This window comes from Kocuria sp. NBRC 114282 (assembly GCF_030268385.1).
GTDB classification, from domain to species: domain Bacteria; phylum Actinomycetota; class Actinomycetes; order Actinomycetales; family Micrococcaceae; genus Kocuria; species Kocuria palustris.
The window spans coordinates 73,708-90,565 of sequence record NZ_BSQO01000005.1; the positions used below are offsets into that span (position 1 = coordinate 73,708).

The following is a 16,858-nucleotide window of genomic DNA, read 5'->3' on the forward strand; positions in this document are numbered from 1 at the left end:
GGGTCCGCGCCGCCGGTCACAGCGTCAGCACGTGCTCCAGCAGATCGCGCGTGTACTCGCTGTCCGGACGGGCCAGGACGTCCTCGGTGAACCCATGATCCACGATCCGGCCCTTCTGCAGCACCGCCAGGCGGTGAGCGATGTGCCGGGACAGCGTGATGTTGTGCGTCACGAACAGCATGGCCATGCCGGTCTCGTCCTGGATCTCGCGCAGCAGCTCGATCACCGCGGCCTGCACGGAGACGTCCAGCGCCGAGGTCACCTCATCGCACACCAGCACCGACGGGGCGCTGACCAGCGCGCGGGCAATCGCCGCGCGCTGCCGCTCGCCGCCGGAGAGGTCACCGGGTCGGCGGTCGATGTAGGAGCGGCCGAGCCGGACCTGATCCAGCGCCACGGAGACCGCCTCGCGACGCTGCGCCGAGGACATCCCGCCGCCCATCTGCAGCGGCACGGCCAGGGACTCGCCGATCGTGCGCCGGGGGTTCAGCGACGAGAACGGCGACTGGAAGATGTACTGTATGCGCCGACGCTGCTCCGCCGTGCGCTTGCGGGTGGTCTCGGCCAGCGGCTCGCCGTCCAGCAGCACCTGCCCGGTCCACGACGCCGCCGACAGTCCCGCGATGGCGCGGGCCAGGGTGGTCTTGCCGGAGCCCGACTCGCCCAGCAGCATCGTGGTCTGCCCCGAGTGCAGCTCCAGCCGCAGCCCGTCCAGCACCGTCTTGGGCCCGTACGACAGGCTCAGGTCCTCGACCGCCAGCAGGGGACGCGACGACGGCGTCGTCGCCTCCCGCTCGGACCGAGGCTCGGCCAAGGCCGTCGTCTCGGGCTCGGCCGTGGACGCCGAGGGGGCCGCGGTCCCCGCCGGGTCCTCGGTCGTGTCCGCGTCCTGCGCCCACGGGAGCGCGGCTGGGGCGCCGACCGCCGTTCCGGCTCCCGACGGTGCGTCCGAGGGCGCCTGCGCCGCGTCAGCCGCGCCCGCCCCGCCGCGCTGGCCGACCGGCAGGCCGCCGCCGATGCGCTTGCGGCCCTCGAGGTCCGGCACGGCCGCCACCAGGCGGCGCGTGTAGTCGTGGGTCGGGGCGCGCAGCACCTGCTCTGCCGAGCCGGCCTCCACGATGCGGCCCTTGAGCATGACCGCGACCTCGTCGGCGATCTGGGCGACCACCGCGATGTCGTGGGTGATGTAGAGCCCTGCGGCGTCGTGGCGGCGGGTCAGGTCGATGACCGTGTCCAGGACCAGATCCTGGGTGGCCACGTCCAGGCCCGTGGTGGGCTCGTCCAGGATGATCACGGCCGGGCGGGTCGCGAACGCCATGGCGATGCCGATGCGCTGCTGCTGACCGCCCGAGAGCTGATGCGGGTAGCGGCGCTGGGAGGCGGCGTCCGAGGGCATGCCCACCTCCTCGAGCACCTCGGCCACGCGCGCCGTGCGGGAGGCGGGGCCGTCGCCGTAGTCGTGGATGCGCAGGACCTCGGCGATCTGCTCGCCCACGCGCATGGACCCGTTGAGCGACAGCGCAGGGTCCTGCGGGACGTAGGCGATCGTGGACCCGCGAAGCCGCCGCACCTGCGCCGAGCTCAGCTCCGGGAGCTGCGCGCCGTCTGGGTGGAAGCGCGAGGCGCCCGGATGCAGCGTGATCGAGCCGCCGCGCAGCTCCAGGCCCGGCCTGAGGTACGACATGCACGCCAGGGCTGCCGTCGTCTTGCCGGAGCCGGACTCCCCCACCAGCGCCAGGATGCGCCCGGGGTGCAGCTCGAAGCCGATGTCGTGCAGGATCTGTCGTCCGCCCGTCACTCCGAGATCCAACCCGGACACGCTCAGGGCGGTCTCGACGGTGGCCGCCGACGACGGGTCCGCGGCGCGCCTGCCTTCTGCGCGCGATGCAGTGCTCGGGGTCATCGTCGTCCCTCCTCGGGGCTCGAGGCGGCATCGGATTCGGGAACCGCCGGGCCGCCCGCTGGTGCCGCGCCCTGTGCGCCGGCTCGGATGCCCTCGAGATCCTCCTCGACCACGGAGCTGCCGCCGGCCGAGGCGGCCGCGATGCCGTCGGCGATCAGGTTGGTGCCCACCGTCAGCACGGCGATCGCCAGCACGGGAAGCAGCACGCCCCACGGCTGGACGGCCAGGGCGATGCGGTTCTCGTTGATCATCAGGCCCCAGTCGGCGGTGGGCGGCTGCATGCCCAGACCCAGGAAGGACAGCGAGGCCAGCGCGCCGATCGAGTAGGTCATGCGCAGACCGAGCTCGACCATCAGCGGGCCCGTGACGTTCGGCAGGATGTCCTGGGCCAGGATCCGCCACTGCGGCACGGCGTACATGTGGGAGGCCAGGACGTAGTCCTCGCCCACCACGCCGACGGCGGCCGAGCGCATCACGCGCGCGGTGCGCGGCGCATGGGTCAGGCCGACGACCAGGATCAGCACCCAGCCCTTGGGGCCGAGCACGGTGACGGCCAGCATGGCGAACACGAGCTGCGGCAGCGCGAGTCCGATGTCGCCGATGCGCATGATCAGGGCATCGAGCCAGCCGCCGCGCATGGCCGCGACCATGCCCAGCACCGCGCCCAGGCCCACGCCCAGCACCGTGGCCGCCGCGGACCACAGCAGAAGGCGCCAGCCGCCTGCCAGCCAGCGGGAGAGGACGTCGCGGCCCAGGTTGTCAGTGCCCAGCGCCGCGCCGTCGGCCACGAAGGGCCGCCCCACGAACTCGGTGGTGGTGTGCCCCGTCAGCGCGGCGGCCAGGAACGGCCCGAGGATCGCCACGAGCAGCACGGCCCCGGTCAGGATCAGACCCGCCTTGGACTCCGTGCGGGCCAGGAATCGGCGGGTCAGGCTGTCTCGGACCGGGCCGCCGCCGATCGCGCCGGTCGAGGGGGCCCTGGTGGTGGAAGCGCTCATCGTCCCGACTCCGTTCGCAGCTTGGGATTGGCCAGGATCCCGACGACGTCGGCCAGCAGGTTGACCACCACGTAGAAAGCGGCGATCAGCAGCGAGATCGTCTGCACGACCTGGACGTCGCGGTTGTTCACCGCATCGACCATGGCCTGCCCGATCCCGGGATACCGGAAGAGGACCTCGATGACCACGATGCCGCCGGCCAGCCAGGCCAGCTGCATGGCCACGACCTGGGCCACCGGACCGATCGCATGGGGCAGGGCGTGGCGCAGGATGACCTGGCGCTCCGGCACGCCCTTGAGCCGGGCCATCTCCACGTAGCCGCTGGAGAGGACCTCGGTCATGGTCTGGCGCATCATGCGCACCATGTAGGGCACCACCACGAGCACGAGCGCGGCCACCGGCAGCACGAGCTGCAGCGGGAACTCCCACACCCGCGTTCCGGGGGCGGCCATGGTCACGGAGGGCAGGATCTGCAGCACGGTCGTGGAGAACAGCGCCACGAGCACGATGCCGACCACGAACTCCGGCAGCGAAGCGAGGATCATGGACCCGGTGTTCAGCGCGGTGTCCGAGGCGCGGCCGCGGCGCAGGGCGGCCCAGGTGCCCAGGGCGAGCCCCAGGGGCACGGCGATCACGGCGGCGATGGCCATGAGCACGAGCGAGTTGACGATCCGCTCGCCCAGCAGCGCGCTGATCGAACCGCCCGTGGCGGCGGAGACGCCGAGGTCCCCGGTGAGGATGCCGCCCAGCCAGTCGAAGTAGCGCTGCCACCAGGGCTGATCCAGCCCCAGCTGCGAGCGCAGGGCCTCGAGCCGCTCGGGGGTCGCCTGCTGGCCCAGGATCGCCTGGGCGGGATCGCCCGGCAGCAGCAGGGTGAAGACGAAGACGACGAAGGACACCGCCAGCAGGACCAGCACGGAGACCGCCAGCCGCTTCAGGATCATGCTCAGCATCTCTCAGGCCTCCCCGTCCGCGGCGTCGCCGGTCTCGATCCAGAGGTTCCGGAAGCGGAACGACGCGATCGGCATGCCCGATCGGTCGCTGGCCCCGCCGCCCACGTAGCGCTGATAGGCATCGGCCACGTCGAAGAAGCCGAAGATGATGTTGCCGCCCTCGTCGTGATGCAGCTGCATGGCCTGGCGGATCAGCTCGTCGCGATCGGCGTCGTCCAGGGTCTCGCGGGCCTGGGCCACGAGCTGCGTGAACTCGGGCTGGTCCCAGTGGGTCTCGTTGTACGGAGAGTCCGGCAGGGAGGTGTCCGCGGCCTGCGGCAGGAAGTTGCGCGTGTAGTAGAACGACTGCGCGAACGGGAACTCCAGGTAGCCCGAGCCGAAGAACGTGGTGGCATCGACCCTGCGCAGCGAGACCTCGATCCCGGCGTCGGCGGCCTGCTCGACGAAGACCGTGGCGGCCTCGACCGCACCGGCCTGGATCGGGGCGGTCACCAGCTCGACGCTCAGCCCGTCCGGGTGCCCGGCCTCGCTCAGCAGCTGCTTGGCGCGCTCGATATCGCGCTCGCGCTGCGGCAGGTCCAGCGGGTAGGCGGAGTCGAACGGCGAGTACATGTCGTTGCCGACCCTCCCCTGCCCGGCGAAGGCGACCTCGATCATCTGCTCGCGGTCGATCACGAGCTTGAAGGCCTCCCGCACCCGGGGGTCGTCGAACGGCGCCATGTCGGTGCGCATGGTGAACGGGACCCAGTTGCCGGTCTCGGAGGTGATCACCTGGATGCGGGGGTCCTCCGAGATCACGTGGACCAGCGGCAGCGGCACCTGCGCGATCACGTCCACCTGCGAGGACAGCAGCGAGTTCATCAGCGCGTCCTCGTCGTCGAAGTTCATCAGCAGGACCTCGTCCAGATGCGGACGGCCCTGCCAGTAGTCGTCGAAGGCCGTCAGCTGCGTGGTCCCGCCCGGTTCGAAGTCCGTGAGCCGGAACGGACCGGTGCCGATCGGGTCGGCGGGGTCGTAGTCCTGCGGCACGATGCCCATGACGTACTGGGCCAGCGCATCCGTGAGCACCGCGTCCGGGGAGCCCAGCACGAAGCGCACGGTGCGCTCGTCGACCTCCTCGACGGACTCGAGCGTGGCCAGCTTGCTGGACCCGCTCTTGGGATCCTCCGGGTTCATGATCCGTTCGAAGGTGAAGCGCACGTCCGCCGAGGTCAGCGGCCTGCCGTCGTGGAAGCGCACCCCTTCGCGCAGCGTGACCGTCCACTGATCGCCGGTCTCGTTCGGCTCGGCCGACTCGGCCAGCGACGGCACCACCTGATAGTCCGCGTCATAGGCGAACAGGGTGTCGTAGAGGTTGAACATGCGGGCGGCGTCGCCGGTGCCCAGGGGAACGTGGGCGTCGACGGTGTCCGAGGCGCCGCCTCCGGTGATCCCCACGCGCAGCGTCCCGCCCTCCACGGGGGTGTCGCCGGCCTCGAGCACCGAGGCCTCCGTTCCGCCGCAGCCGCTGAGCACGAGCCCGGCACCGCCGGCAGCCACGGCCAGCAGCCCTCGACGGCTCAGCCGAGGGGGTATCGGGCGAGCGGAGAGCGCAGACGAGGACAGGGGGACAGAGCGGAGCTGAGGGTCTGAAGCCATGGAGTCATCCGAGTGTCGAGCCCCGAGACGTGACGGGGCACTGCGCCCGGGCGATCGCAGCGGACCTGACCGGGTCGTGGGCAGAAGGATGCTCAGCTACGGGATGCTGCCGGAGCTGCGCTCATGGAAGCTCCAGTCGCGGCGGCGGGCCTGGAGGGTGGATCCGCTCACTGTCGTCATGATCCGCCTCCTTCAGGTGCGCGCGACCGCGGCACCGGGGTGGTGCCAGACCCATGAGGTCTCCTGCCGAGTCGCACGTCACACACTAGGCCCCGGGATGGACCGCGGCCAGGGCGGAGGGCTTGATTGCAGGCCTTGTCATGAGCGGGTGCTGCGGAGCCGAGGGCTCGGGTCGGGCGTCGCGGGCCTGCACGTCAGGCCCGAGCGGCCTCCTCGGCCAGCACGTCCATGGCCAGATCGGCGCGGTTCGTGACGATCGCGTCCGCCCCCTCATGCAGGAGGGTCCTCATGTCCTGCGGCTCGTCGACGGTCCAGACGTGCACCTGGACTCCGACCGCGTGGGCGCGCTCGATCAGTCGCTCGGTGATCAGGCGGCGATCGCGCAGGCGAGGACCGATCACCGGCAGCCCGATCAGCTCGGGGGCGAACCAGCGCCAGAACATGGGCACCTGCACGGCCTCGAACGGCGGGACCCAGCGCCCCGCCAGCCGGAGCACCACCGGCCACAGCCGCGGCACCAGGCTCAGGCAGATGATCATCAGCGCGGAGCCGAGGGACCCGGCCGACGAGCTCGGCACGGCCAGCCCGCGCTCGCGCAGGTGCTGAAGGGTCCGGCGCCGGCGGCAGTCCGAGAAGGACGCGATCCGCACGCGGTCCACGGCACCGGTGCGCTCCAGCAGCTCGGGCAGCGCCGCCACGGAGGCCTCGTCCTTCACATCGATGTTGAACCGGGCCTCCGGCATCTCCTCGAGCAGGTGCGCCAGCGTCAGCGGGGGCTCTCCCCCTGCCACGCTGAGCTCCATCATCTGGGCGTGGGTGTGATCGCCGACCTGCCCCGAGCCGTCGGTGACGCGGTCCAGCGAGCCGTCGTGGAAGACCATGACCACGCCGTCGCTGGTGGTGTTGACGTCGAGCTCGAGCCACAGGCAGCCGAGGTCCCAGGCGGCCTGGAAGGCGGTGAGGGTGTTCTCCGCTCCCGCGAGGGAGAAGCCGCGGTGGGCCATGACCGACGGCGTGGAGCCGTCCCTGTTGGTGTCGACGGCCGAAGGCGCCGTGCGGGATTCCATGCGCCGATAGTACGCACTTAGTTACCGACGAGTCACCAGAGTTCCGGGCAGTTGCCACGTGATTCCCGCGACGTGGTTCACAGGTCGGCGCGCACCGCCAGCAGCTGCTCGATGACCTGGGCGACGCCGTCGTCGTCGAAGCCGGGCGCGGTGCGCTCGACGGCCGCCACGACCGCCGGGTCCCCGGAGCTCAGGGCATAGCCGTACCCCGCCCACTGCAGCATCCGCAGATCGTTCGGCATGTCGCCGAAGGCCAGGACCTCATGGGCCTCGATGCCCCTCTGGCGGCAGTGCTCGGCCAGCGCCTCCGCTTTGGAGAGCCCGGTGCGCGCGATCTCTGCCAGGGGGGCCTGCGCCACGGAGTGCGTGACCGAGACCAGATCGGAGACCTCCTCGCTGACCGCGGCCACGAACTGCTGCGGATCGGCTCCGGGCAGGCGGGCGAGGAGCTTCACGACGCGGTCATCGGGCTCGAGCACCTGGGGCAGCGGGCCGATCCGAGCTCCCCTGATCCGAGTGCGGTCACCGACCAGCCAGTCCGGCTCGGCCGCCACGCCGCGCAGCGTCTCGGCGCTGAACACGGCCTGCGGGAAGAGTCGGCGCAGGCGCGCATGGACCTCGAGCGCCGTCTGGGCGCTGAGGGTCCTGCTGGAGACCACGGCCTCTTGGGCGAAGTCGTAGACGAGCGCCCCGTTGGAGCAGATGACGGCCCCGATGGGTGCCTGGTCCTCCCCGTCCGCACCCGGGGTGATCGACTCCCCCAGCTCATGGAGATCGCGCAGAGGATCCAGCCATCGCCACGGGCGCCCCGTGACGAAGATGATCGGGATCCCGGCCGCCTCGAGCTGTCTCAGGGCCTGCTGGGTCCGAGGCCGGAAGCGGAAGTCGTGGCCGATCAGCGTGCCGTCGAGGTCGCTGGCCACGAGACGGACCTCCCGGGCCATCCGCTGCGGATCCGGGCCCAGGAGGTCGGTCCGACTCATTTCTCCTCGTGGGTCCCGGTCAGGAAGGCCCGGCCGATGCCGTGGAAGAACAGGTTGAAGTTCAGCACGGCGGGCGAGGCGCCCTCCACGTCCAGGTGATCGGTGTCCACCGCGGTGACGCAGAAGATGTAGCGGTGAGGGCCGTGGCCGGGAGGCGGAGCCGCGCCCTCGAAGGCCTCGGAGCCGCCGTCGGCGCGGTGGCGCGTGGAGCCCTCCGGCGGGTTGGCGGCCGCACCGGTCTCCAGGGAGGTCACGTCCGCGGGGATGTTGGACAGCGCCCAGTGCCAATAGCCCGAGGGCGTGGGGGCATCCGGGTCGAAGGCCGTCACCACGTAGGAGCGGGTGCCCTCCGGGGCGCCGGACCAGCTCAGCTGCGGCGAGACGTCCTGCCCCGCGACCTGTGCCTGGGGCAGCGGCTGGCCGTCGGCGATGTCCTGCGAGCTCAGCTCGAAGACGGGCAGCTCGGGAAGTCCTGCATAGGGTTCGCGATCGAGCATGGGATCCTCCTAGATCCGTCGTGTCCTTGCGGTGGTCCTCCGGCGCCGCCAGCGCTCCTCTCAGCGGCGACCGGGGGTGGTCAGTCTTCCTGCCTCCGGTCGGGTCCGGTCGCCACCGCGGGAGCGGCCGGCTCCGCGGCGACGCCCGCCAGGGCCTCGAGCTCGCTGCGGCGCGGGAGATCCGCACCGGCGCGCGAGACGGTGATGGCCGCAGCATCTGCCGCCCGGGTCAGGATCTCCCGGACCTCGTCCTCGCCGAGCGCCGCCAGGCGCTGGGCGGCTCCGGGACCGGTGATCCCGCGATCGGCGGCCTGCGAGATCAGCGCGGCCATGAAGGTGTCGCCGGCGCCGACGGTGTCCACGACATCCGTGCGGCGGGCGGGGACCTCGATGCCCACGGGGCCGGTGGCCTCGGTCACCGCCCAGGGTCCCATCTCCCCGCGGGTCACGACCACCATGCCGGCGCCCTTGCGCAGCCACGCGCGGGCCGACTCCTGGAGGGTCGAGCCGGGGTAGAGCCACAGCAGGTCCTCGTCCGAGGCTTTGATGAGATCCGAGCGCTCGGCCAGCTCCTCCACGCGGGCGCGGACGCGCTCCACGTCCGGGGTGATCGACGGGCGGCAGTTGGGGTCCAGGCTGATCAGGGCTCGGCCCCGCGCCGCCTCGATGAGCCGACGCACCGTGTCCGCGCCCGGCTCGAGCGCGGCTGCGATGGAGCCGGTGTGCACAGCCTCCGAGGTCTCGGCGATGCGCTCCAGGTCCTCGTCCGACAGCGGCGGATCCCAGGTCAGCGCGAACTCGTACTCGGCCGAGCCGTTCTCGGCCAGGATGGCCTCCGCGGTGGAGGTCGGCTGAGCCTGGCGCGGCAGCGGCAGCTCGATCCCCTCTGCCGAGAGGCTCTGCTCCAGGAGGCGGCCGTCGTCGTCCTCGCCCCAGGTGCCCAGGAAGGTCACGGGGTGCCCCAGTCGGGCCAGGCCCACCGCGACGTTGAAGGGGCTTCCGCCGGGGTGCCTCACGGCCTCTCCGCCCGGGCGTGAGACGACGTCCACGAGTGCCTCACCGATGACTGTCAGCATGGCGCCACAGTAGCAGTGGGCCACGCCGCGGCTGCGTGGTGCACCGGCTAGGATCTAGCCCGGATCCAGGCCTCCGTGCCTGCGCCACACACACTCCGGAGCACCGGCCCACCGCGGGCCAGCGGTGCGAGTCGTGCGACGACGCACGCAGCCAAGGCCCCGACAGCGTCGTCGGAGCCAGGAAGCAGGTCATCTGTGAACTCCGTCGAGCCCTGGAACGAGCGCGAGGCCCGCGCCGAGGCCATGGTGCCCGTGATCGGCCGTCTCTACCGCGAGAACAAGGTCGTCCTGAGCATCCACGGCCGGTCGCTGGTCCACAAGTCCGTCCTGGACATCCTCAAGGCGCACCGCTTCGCTCGGCGCATCGTCGGCGAGGAGCTGCCCACGGAGGTCACCGAACAGCTCATCGGCATCATCGACTCCCTCGATCTGGGCGCCAGCCGCATCGACCTGGGCCGTCTGGCCGCCGGGCTGCAGGAGTCCCAGCGCGAGGACGTGCAGCAGTACGTCCGCGAGCAGCTGGCCGCCGTCGTCCAGCGCAAGGGCCAGAACATCGCCAAGACGCAGGACGTGGTGCTCTACGGCTTCGGGCGCATCGGCCGCCTGCTGACCCGCATCCTGGTGGAGCGCAACGACGGCACCGGCATGGTGCTGCGCGCCGTCGTGGTCCGCAAGAAGCCCGGCAACGACCTGGTCAAGCGCGCGTCCCTGCTGCGCCGCGACTCGATCCACGGCAAGTTCAACGGCTCGATCGTGGTGGATGAGCAGCGCAACGTGATCACCGCCAACGGCGTCGACATCCAGGTGATCTACGCCGACAGCCCCTCCGAGGTCGACTACACCGCCTACGGGATCCACGACGCCATCCTGATCGACAACACCGGCGTCTGGCGCGATGTCGACGGCCTCTCCCGGCACCTGCAGTCCCAGGGGATCGCCAAGGTCCTGCTGACCGCGCCGGGCAAGGGCGGGATGAAGAACATCGTCTGCGGCGTCAACGACTCGGACATCTCCGCAGAGGACCGGATCGTCTCCGCCGCCTCCTGCACCACCAACGCCATCACCCCGGTGGTCAAGGTGATCGACGACGAGTACGGCATCTCCCAGGGCCATGTGGAGACCGTCCACGCCTTCACCAACGACCAGAACCTCACGGACAACTACCACAACGGCCCCCGACGCGGCCGCGCCGCCGGGCTGAACATGGTGCTCACCGAGACCGGCGCCGCCAAGGCCGTCGCCAAGGCGCTGCCCAAGATGGAGGGGCGCCTCACCGGCAACGCCATCCGCGTCCCCGTCCCCGACGTCTCCATGGCCGTGCTGACCCTGCAGCTCGATCGTGCCCCGGCCGATGCCGCCGAGCTCAACGCCTTCCTGCGCGGCATCTCCCTGGACTCCCCGCTGAGCCGCCAGATCGACTACACCGACTCCCCGGAGACGGTGTCCTCCGACCTCGTGGGCTCCCGCTACGCCTCCGTGGTGGACGGCCTGGCCACCGTCGTGAACGGCAAGACCGTGGTGGTCTACGTCTGGTACGACAACGAGTTCGGCTACTCCTCGCAGGTGGTGCGCGTGGCCGCCAAGATGGCGAACATCCAGCAGCCCACCTTCCCCTCGGACTGGACCGGCGCCAGCGCCATCCCGGCGAACTGAGGCTCAGGGGCCGCGTCGAGCAGCCTCCGGGTGTCGCCTTCCCCGTCGAGTGGCCCCGTGGTGTGCGCTGAGAGCCTCAGACGCACACCACGGGGCCACTCGTCTGTGCCGGAGCCGAATGCTCACACCGCGGCGCCGTTCGACGCAGGTGAAGGCCGACGTGCGGAATCGAGAGCTCAGACGGTGGGAGCGGTGACGACCAGGTTGTACTCGTAGCTCCAGGCGCCGCCGGTGCTGATGGAGGCGCCGGAGCAGGTCACGAGCACCAGCTCATCCGGACCGGTGCTCTGCAGCATGTCCTCGGGAAGCGCCTGCTGCTCGTAGACCTGCAGCGATTCGACGACGTACTCGTGGACCTCGCCCTCGTCGTCGGTGACCAGGACCGGGGCGCCCGTCTCGAGTCCGGCGATCAGCGACGCTCCGGGCGCACCGATCTGCGCGGACTGGTCGTACCAGACGGTGCCCGGCGCCTCGGGCAGCACGAGCGCTCCGTCCACCGCCCGCGACGGCGAGCAGCCCACGCTGAGGCTCCGGGTCGGGGCCTCGAGGCGATCGGGCTGACCGGCCAGGGAGGCGGCTGCCGCGGAGGTGTCCACGGAGCCGTCGTACGTGTCTGCGGCCTCGGGGCCGTAGGGCCGCTCGGGCATGGGCGCCTCGACCACGCGGGCCTCGGGCTCGCGCCCGGCTGCGCGGTCGAGGAGATCGGAGCCTTCGCGCTGCGCCCCCGCCTGCATGCGATCCCACGCACTGGATCCCGGCGGGGTGCCGACGGCGGCGTCGGGCTGAGCGGCGTAGTGCACCGCCGTGCCGATCACCGCAGCCACCACCAGCAGCGCACCGAGCAGCGCAAGGACGGCGGCCACAGGCCTGCGGCGATCAACGCTCATGGGGCCCAGCATCTCAGGATCCAGGGACGACGAAGCCCCCGACCGACGGCAGCTCCCTCAGGGCTGCCGCCGACCAGGGGCTCCGAGGGCTCACCCGCCGCGCGAGCGCCGCAGGCGCGGCACGGCGAAGACGGCTGCGGCCAGAAGCAGGAGCACGCCGTCGCCCAGGGCGAGGAGCGTCCAGCCGCTCGTGCCGACCAGACCGGCGCCCTCGCCCGAGTGGACCTCCACCTGATCGGGGCCGCCGTGGTCGCCGCCGCCCGAAGCCGGGACCACCGGCTGCTCGGAAGGCTGCTCGCTCGGGGCTGCCGGGGTCTCGGGCACGGCAGAGGGCGTCGCCGTGGGCTCCGGGGTCGGCTCCGGGGTCGGCTCGTCCGGCACCGCGACGATGCCAGCGTCCAGCGAGCGCAGGTGACGAGCCCCGGGTCCGAAGGCCACCGTGGAGGTGGTGACGGCTGCGACGACGGCCAGAGCCGCCGTGCGACGCGGACGAGTGCTGCGGCCGAGGACGGCAGACGGATGCTGGGACATGGGTCTCCTCATGGTCGTGGGGGCGCCACCCGGTGCACCCGCTCACTTTCCCCCATGAGGCCAGGCACAGCACCTTGTGCCGTTGGCCACGTCGTAGACCTGAAACTGCAGGTCAGAACGGTTTTCCGGGGAAAATTCCCGCGCCCGTCTCCAAAGAAGCACCAGACGATCCCTCAGCCCAGCAGCCACTCCTGCATGGCCTGGCCCAGCCCGTGCAGATCCTCGAGATGGACCATCTCCCGCGCCGAGTGCATGGACAGCAGCCCGACGCCCACGTCCAGGGTGCGCATGCCCAGTCGTCCCGCTGTGATGGGACCGATGGTGGAGCCGCACGGCACGGCGTTGTGGGAGACGAACTCCTGGACCGGCACATCGGCGCTGCGGCAGGCCAGCCGCCACTGGGCAGCGCCATCGGCGTCGGTCGTGTAGTGCTGATCCGCGTTGATCTTCAGCAGCGGACCGCCTCCCGGCATCGGCCGCACGGCGGGGTCGTGGTGGCCGGGGTAGTTGGGGTGCACCAGGTGCCCGGCATCGGAGGACAGACACGAGGACGAGGCGATCGCCGCCCGTCGACGGTCCTCGTCCCAGCCCAGCGCCGCCCCCACGCGCACCAGCACATCCTCGAGGAACGGCCCGGCGGCCCCGGAGCGGGTGCGCGAGCCGACCTCCTCGTGGTCGAAGGCCGCAAGCATCGCGATGTGCCGACCGCCGCGCAGGTCATCGAGCCGGCCGGTCAGCGCCTCGAGACCCGCGTGCACGGAGGTGAGGTTGTCGAGCCGCCCCGAGGCCAGCAGCTCCTGGTGCGCGCCGAAAAGGCGCGGCTGCTGCGTATCGGCCAGCACGATGTCCCAGCCCAGCAGGTCCTCGGCGCGCACCCGCAGGCCGCCCCGGGATGCCGCCTCGGCCAGCAGCGCCAGGACATCCCCGGGTTCGTCGCCGCAGCCCCAGATCGGCTGGGTGTGCTGCTGCGGATCCAGGCTCAGCGCCTTGTTGGCCCCGCGGTCCAGGTGAATCGCCAGCTGCGGGATCCGCGCCACGGGCGCCGTCGCCACCAGGCGGGACTCCGCCCCCTGCTCGGTGCGCACGGTGATCCGCCCGGCCAGGCGAAGCTCTCGATCCAGCCACGAGTTCACGAGCGGGCCGCCGTAGATCTCCACCCCGGCCTGCCACCAGCCTGAATGCCCCGTGCTGGGGCGCGGCTTGAGCTTGAACGACGGCGAGTCCGTGTGGGCCCCGACGACCCGGAATCCCACCCGCTCCCCCAAGGCCCCCGGGGTCACCCAGGCGATCAGGGCGCCGTCGCGCACCACGTACGACGGCTGCCGGACGTCGTCGCCGGACCAGGCGTCGCGCTCGTCGAGCTGATGGAAGCCGGCGGCTTCGAGCCGTCGCGCGCCCTCTGCGGCAGCGTGGAAGGAGCTCGGCGAGGCCATGACGAGCTCCGCGAGATCCTGGGCGTTCCGCCCGGCCGGCGACTGCGGCCAGTCGGGATCGGCGGGGATCTGGGGACTGGGCTGAGCGGGCGTGTCGACCATGTGCTCCAGTGTAGGGACGGCCCACGGAAGCAGCTGCGTGCGATAGCGGGACCCCGGGGCAGATCCATCGACTCGAGTCCATGCCGTGCCGTCGGGCTCTGCTCCTTCGAACTTCGAGATGTAGGGCATTCCGAACCTCAGAAACTGTATGTTCTCTGTATGACACACGCGGCGTCGGACGCCCCTCCGAAGCCCGCCTCCCCCCAGATCCTCTCTGACGGCACGGGGCGGGGCCCCACCATGGGCATGACCGCCCTGGCCCTGGCCCTGACCGCCATCGTGCTCTCGACGATCTGCGCGGCCTTCGTGGGCGTGGTGCTGATCGAGGCGCAGCAGTTCGGCGACGGCACCTGGGCAGGCATGCCGCGCGACTCCCAGATCAAGGCCTCCGTGCTGCTGGCCGCACAGGCGGTCTGCGGTCTCATGGGCCTGGCCGCCATGGCCATGGGCGCGACCGCCTTCCTGCGCCGACGCGGACGCGGCGCGGGCCGCATGGCCATGATCGTGGCGGCGCTGGGCCCCGTCGTGGCCTGGGGGACCTGGAGCGCCGCCTCGAGCGTCGCAGCCTGAAGCCCCGCGCCTGACGGGGCCTCCCGCCGGAGCCCTGCTCTGCCGCACCGCGCCACTCGACCAGGCAGCGCCGCGGCACCGATCACGGTGAGGGCCGCTGGCCCTAGGGGCGCGGCGGAGCCGCCGGGGGCCCCATGGGGGCGGGCTGCTCCGGCTGCCCGGGGACGGGCGCTCCGGGCCGTCCGACGGGAACGGCCGGGCCCGCCTGCCAGGAGGTCGCGCCCGGACCGGCCTGACCACCGGCACGCCAGGCGCCGAGCATGTCCGCGATCTCCGCAGCTGCGGGCAGCTCGCGCACCCCGGCGGCGTCGAGCCCCGTGAAGCGCTCCCAGTCGCGGCGGGCGCGGGCCGGCCACACGGCGCTGCGTCGGGTCACGGCCAGGCCGCTTCGCTTGGCGATCCAGATCGCCAGGAGGCCGAAGGACACCTGCATGACCGCCGTGACGAGGAAGCCGAACCAGCCCACGGACTCTGCCTGCGCCTCCGGGTCGAACGGCACGAACAGCACCGTCAAGGAGGCGAAGATGTTGTTGACGACGTGCAGAGCGATGGCGGCCTCGAGCCCGCCGGTGCGCCAGACGACCCAGCCGGCCACGAGCGCCATCATGCCGACGGAGAGCTGACCCCAGATGTCGTAGAGGTGCCCGAGCATGAACAGCGGGACGGGCAGCAGGATCGCGAACAGGGGGTGACGCAGCCAGCGTCCCAGCATCTGCGCCAGGTAGCCGCGGAACACGACCTCTTCAGCGGTGCACTGGATGGGCACGATCAGCAGCATCAGGATCAGGCTCAGCCACCACCACGGCTGCGGCTCGAACTCGAGGCCCTGCTCCTGCGGGGCCAGCGCGCTCAGCAGCAGGCTGAGCCCCACCTGGATCACCAGGTAGATCGCGGCGGCCACGCCCAGGGTGATGAAGAGGTACTTCCAGCGGATCCGTCCGGTCACCGACCAGATCAGTCCCATCGGCCGGGGCCGCATGACCCAGCGGGCGAACAGCGCGATGGGCAGCCAGATCGCGACCGATCCGAACAGCAGCACGAGCAGCCACGGATCCGCCATGTTCATCTGGTTGGGATCGCCCGTCATGAACGTGTCCGTGAGCTCGGGGCGGAAGACGAGCATGCCCAGCAGGAGCGCAACGGTGAAGAAGATGCTCGCCCCGAGATATATCCCGCCGCTCAGCGCGCCCTCGATCAGCGGGGCCCACGGGCGATGCCGGTGGTCGGCGAGGCCGAGCCGGTGATAGGGCAGGTCGCGGACCTCCGCACCCAGCGGAAGGCGTCGCGTCCCGGAGGGAGCCCCGGTCCCGCGCGCGGGAGGACCGCCGACGGGCCCCGGCGCTGCGGCACCGCCCCAGGGCACGGGCTCAGAAGGGGAAGCCGTGGGCGACGACTGGGCGGAGGCGGCGGTGCTCATGGTCTCCACCGTATCCGCGCGGGACGACGACGCCCTCCCTCCCGAGGGTGGTTCCGGACAGCGCCGCGGTCCCTCTCACGGACGACGACGCCCTCCCTCCCGAGGGTGGTTCCGGACAGCGCCGCGGCCCCTCTCACGGACGACGACGGCCCCCGATCGCTCGCCCGCCGCACCGGATCCGACCGGAGCCGAGCCGTCCCCGCAGGCTCTGGCCCTCAGCGGGCGAAGACCTCCGCGAAGCGAGCCAGCAGGCGCCGCGGCTGATCGGCCTGGGGGCCGTCGATCACGCGACGGCGCACCTCCTCGGCGTCCTCCGGACGGAAGTACCCATGGTGCTTGTAGGCATCGATCCGGCTCAGCAGCGCGGTGTCGTCGAGCTCCGGATGGAACTGCGTGGCCCAGGCCCGCTCGCCGATGCGGAACATCTGCACCGGGCACTCCTCCCCCGTGGCCAGCAGCACGGCATTGGACGGCAGAGCGCGCACGGCCTCCTGGTGCCCCACGTACCCCCAGAAGGTCTCCGGCATCCCCTCGAGCAGGACGTCCCGGGAGCCTTCGTCGGTCACGGTGATCCGGATGGGACCCACGCCCTCGGCGTAGGTGCCGTCCACGACCCCGCCCTGATGCACACCGAGCGTGCCCACGCCGTAGCAGGCCCCGAAGAAGGGGGTGCCGCGGTCCATGACGCGGTCGAGCAGCTCGCCGAGGTCCTTCTCCACACGGACCTGCACCTCGGTCTTCTCCTCCTGCGGCGTGGAGGTGGTGAACGGCGAGCCGCCCACGAAGATCCCGGAGATCTCGTCCAGGTCCAGATCCTGCAGCTCGCGGGCGACCTCCGGACCCTTCCCCAGGCGCAGCTGGCGCAGCTGATCCGGCTCCAGCCCCGTGAAGCGCAGGAAGGTATCGAGCTCCTCCTCGGCGATCGAGTCCTCCGGCCGGGTGGAGATCAGCAGGAACGGCTTCACCTGCG

The 16,858-nt window shown here is 71.6% G+C and carries 15 protein-coding genes; 2 read left to right on the plus strand and 13 right to left on the minus strand.

Translation table 11 applies throughout. The annotated features are described in order from the left end of the window. Window positions 1–16 precede the first annotated feature (16 nt). From QSJ40_RS09750 to QSJ40_RS09785, 8 genes are all read right to left on the minus strand, one after another. Complete coding sequence (locus tag QSJ40_RS09750; protein WP_285730606.1) at window positions 17–1,903, minus strand: ATP-binding cassette domain-containing protein; 1,887 nt, start codon at window positions 1,901–1,903, stop codon at window positions 17–19. Further along, window positions 1,900–2,901: an ABC transporter permease gene (locus QSJ40_RS09755; RefSeq protein ID WP_006213648.1), complete on the minus strand. Its 1,002-nt coding sequence runs from the start codon at window positions 2,899–2,901 to the stop codon at window positions 1,900–1,902. The genes QSJ40_RS09750 and QSJ40_RS09755 overlap by 4 nt, the downstream gene beginning before the upstream one ends. Further along, on the minus strand, window positions 2,898–3,854 hold the full coding sequence (locus tag QSJ40_RS09760; protein ID WP_006213649.1) for an ABC transporter permease: 957 nt from the start codon (window positions 3,852–3,854) through the stop codon (window positions 2,898–2,900). The genes QSJ40_RS09755 and QSJ40_RS09760 overlap by 4 nt, the downstream gene beginning before the upstream one ends. 3 nt (window positions 3,855–3,857) lie before the next feature. After that, window positions 3,858–5,393 carry an ABC transporter substrate-binding protein gene (locus QSJ40_RS09765; protein WP_006213651.1) on the minus strand — a complete coding sequence of 512 codons (1,536 nt, stop codon included), beginning with the start codon at window positions 5,391–5,393 and terminating at the stop codon, window positions 3,858–3,860. A 473-nt stretch (window positions 5,394–5,866) separates the two neighbouring features. Next, window positions 5,867–6,739 carry a glycerophosphodiester phosphodiesterase family protein gene (locus QSJ40_RS09770; RefSeq protein ID WP_006213652.1) on the minus strand — a complete coding sequence of 291 codons (873 nt, stop codon included), beginning with the start codon at window positions 6,737–6,739 and terminating at the stop codon, window positions 5,867–5,869. A gap of 77 nt (window positions 6,740–6,816) precedes the next feature. Further along, window positions 6,817–7,722, minus strand: a complete 906-nt coding sequence (locus QSJ40_RS09775; protein ID WP_006213653.1) for an HAD family hydrolase — start codon at window positions 7,720–7,722, stop codon at window positions 6,817–6,819. Further along, complete coding sequence (locus QSJ40_RS09780) at window positions 7,719–8,219, minus strand: YbhB/YbcL family Raf kinase inhibitor-like protein (RefSeq protein WP_006213654.1); 501 nt, start codon at window positions 8,217–8,219, stop codon at window positions 7,719–7,721. Before QSJ40_RS09780 ends, QSJ40_RS09775 begins: the two co-directional genes overlap by 4 nt. An 80-nt stretch (window positions 8,220–8,299) precedes the next feature. Beyond that, complete coding sequence (locus QSJ40_RS09785; protein WP_051990392.1) at window positions 8,300–9,295, minus strand: carbohydrate kinase family protein; 996 nt, start codon at window positions 9,293–9,295, stop codon at window positions 8,300–8,302. Between the two features lie 195 nt (window positions 9,296–9,490). On the opposite strand from QSJ40_RS09785, the gene QSJ40_RS09790 reads away from it, so the two are divergent. Continuing rightward, complete coding sequence (locus tag QSJ40_RS09790; RefSeq protein ID WP_006213656.1) at window positions 9,491–10,948, plus strand: glyceraldehyde-3-phosphate dehydrogenase; 1,458 nt, start codon at window positions 9,491–9,493, stop codon at window positions 10,946–10,948. 176 nt (window positions 10,949–11,124) lie between these two features. Here QSJ40_RS09790 and QSJ40_RS09795 read toward each other — a convergent pair whose 3' ends face one another. From QSJ40_RS09795 to QSJ40_RS09805, 3 genes are all read right to left on the minus strand, one after another. Next, entirely contained in the window at window positions 11,125–11,835 is a 711-nt protein-coding gene (locus QSJ40_RS09795) for a class F sortase (protein WP_285730615.1), read from the minus strand. Window positions 11,836–11,925: 90 nt separating this feature from the next. Beyond that, window positions 11,926–12,366, minus strand: a complete 441-nt coding sequence (locus QSJ40_RS09800; protein ID WP_285730618.1) for a hypothetical protein — start codon at window positions 12,364–12,366, stop codon at window positions 11,926–11,928. A gap of 173 nt (window positions 12,367–12,539) precedes the next feature. Beyond that, window positions 12,540–13,901, minus strand: a complete 1,362-nt coding sequence (locus QSJ40_RS09805; RefSeq protein ID WP_502875248.1) for a M18 family aminopeptidase — start codon at window positions 13,899–13,901, stop codon at window positions 12,540–12,542. A gap of 159 nt (window positions 13,902–14,060) precedes the next feature. On the opposite strand from QSJ40_RS09805, the gene QSJ40_RS09810 reads away from it, so the two are divergent. Next, on the plus strand, window positions 14,061–14,471 hold the full coding sequence (locus tag QSJ40_RS09810; RefSeq protein WP_040560389.1) for a hypothetical protein: 411 nt from the start codon (window positions 14,061–14,063) through the stop codon (window positions 14,469–14,471). 103 nt (window positions 14,472–14,574) lie between these two features. On the opposite strand, the gene QSJ40_RS09815 is transcribed toward QSJ40_RS09810, so the two are convergent. Further along, window positions 14,575–15,888 (minus strand): CPBP family intramembrane glutamic endopeptidase, encoded by a 1,314-nt coding sequence (locus QSJ40_RS09815; protein ID WP_285730624.1) that lies wholly within the window; start codon window positions 15,886–15,888, stop codon window positions 14,575–14,577. 215 nt (window positions 15,889–16,103) lie between these two features. Then, window positions 16,104–16,853, minus strand: a complete 750-nt coding sequence (locus QSJ40_RS09820; protein WP_285730626.1) for a glutamine amidotransferase — start codon at window positions 16,851–16,853, stop codon at window positions 16,104–16,106. Window positions 16,854–16,858: the final 5 nt, after the last annotated feature.

What these genes read in the sequence shown, in the direction of transcription:
- QSJ40_RS09795 (WP_285730615.1), bottom strand. Translation starts at nt 11,835, where the DNA reads ATGAGCGTTGATCGCCGCAGGCCTGTGGCCGCCGTCCTTGCGCTGCTC.
- QSJ40_RS09760 (WP_006213649.1), bottom strand. Translation starts at nt 3,854, where the DNA reads ATGCTGAGCATGATCCTGAAGCGGCTGGCGGTCTCCGTGCTGGTCCTG.
- QSJ40_RS09775 (WP_006213653.1), bottom strand. Translation starts at nt 7,722, where the DNA reads ATGAGTCGGACCGACCTCCTGGGCCCGGATCCGCAGCGGATGGCCCGG.
- QSJ40_RS09750 (WP_285730606.1), bottom strand. Translation starts at nt 1,903, where the DNA reads ATGACCCCGAGCACTGCATCGCGCGCAGAAGGCAGGCGCGCCGCGGAC.
- QSJ40_RS09780 (WP_006213654.1), bottom strand. Translation starts at nt 8,219, where the DNA reads ATGCTCGATCGCGAACCCTATGCAGGACTTCCCGAGCTGCCCGTCTTC.
- QSJ40_RS09770 (WP_006213652.1), bottom strand. Translation starts at nt 6,739, where the DNA reads ATGGAATCCCGCACGGCGCCTTCGGCCGTCGACACCAACAGGGACGGC.
- QSJ40_RS09815 (WP_285730624.1), bottom strand. Translation starts at nt 15,888, where the DNA reads ATGAGCACCGCCGCCTCCGCCCAGTCGTCGCCCACGGCTTCCCCTTCT.
- QSJ40_RS09755 (WP_006213648.1), bottom strand. Translation starts at nt 2,901, where the DNA reads ATGAGCGCTTCCACCACCAGGGCCCCCTCGACCGGCGCGATCGGCGGC.
- QSJ40_RS09800 (WP_285730618.1), bottom strand. Translation starts at nt 12,366, where the DNA reads ATGTCCCAGCATCCGTCTGCCGTCCTCGGCCGCAGCACTCGTCCGCGT.
- QSJ40_RS09785 (WP_051990392.1), bottom strand. Translation starts at nt 9,295, where the DNA reads ATGCTGACAGTCATCGGTGAGGCACTCGTGGACGTCGTCTCACGCCCG.
- QSJ40_RS09810 (WP_040560389.1), top strand. Translation starts at nt 14,061, where the DNA reads ATGACACACGCGGCGTCGGACGCCCCTCCGAAGCCCGCCTCCCCCCAG.
- QSJ40_RS09805 (WP_502875248.1), bottom strand. Translation starts at nt 13,901, where the DNA reads ATGGTCGACACGCCCGCTCAGCCCAGTCCCCAGATCCCCGCCGATCCC.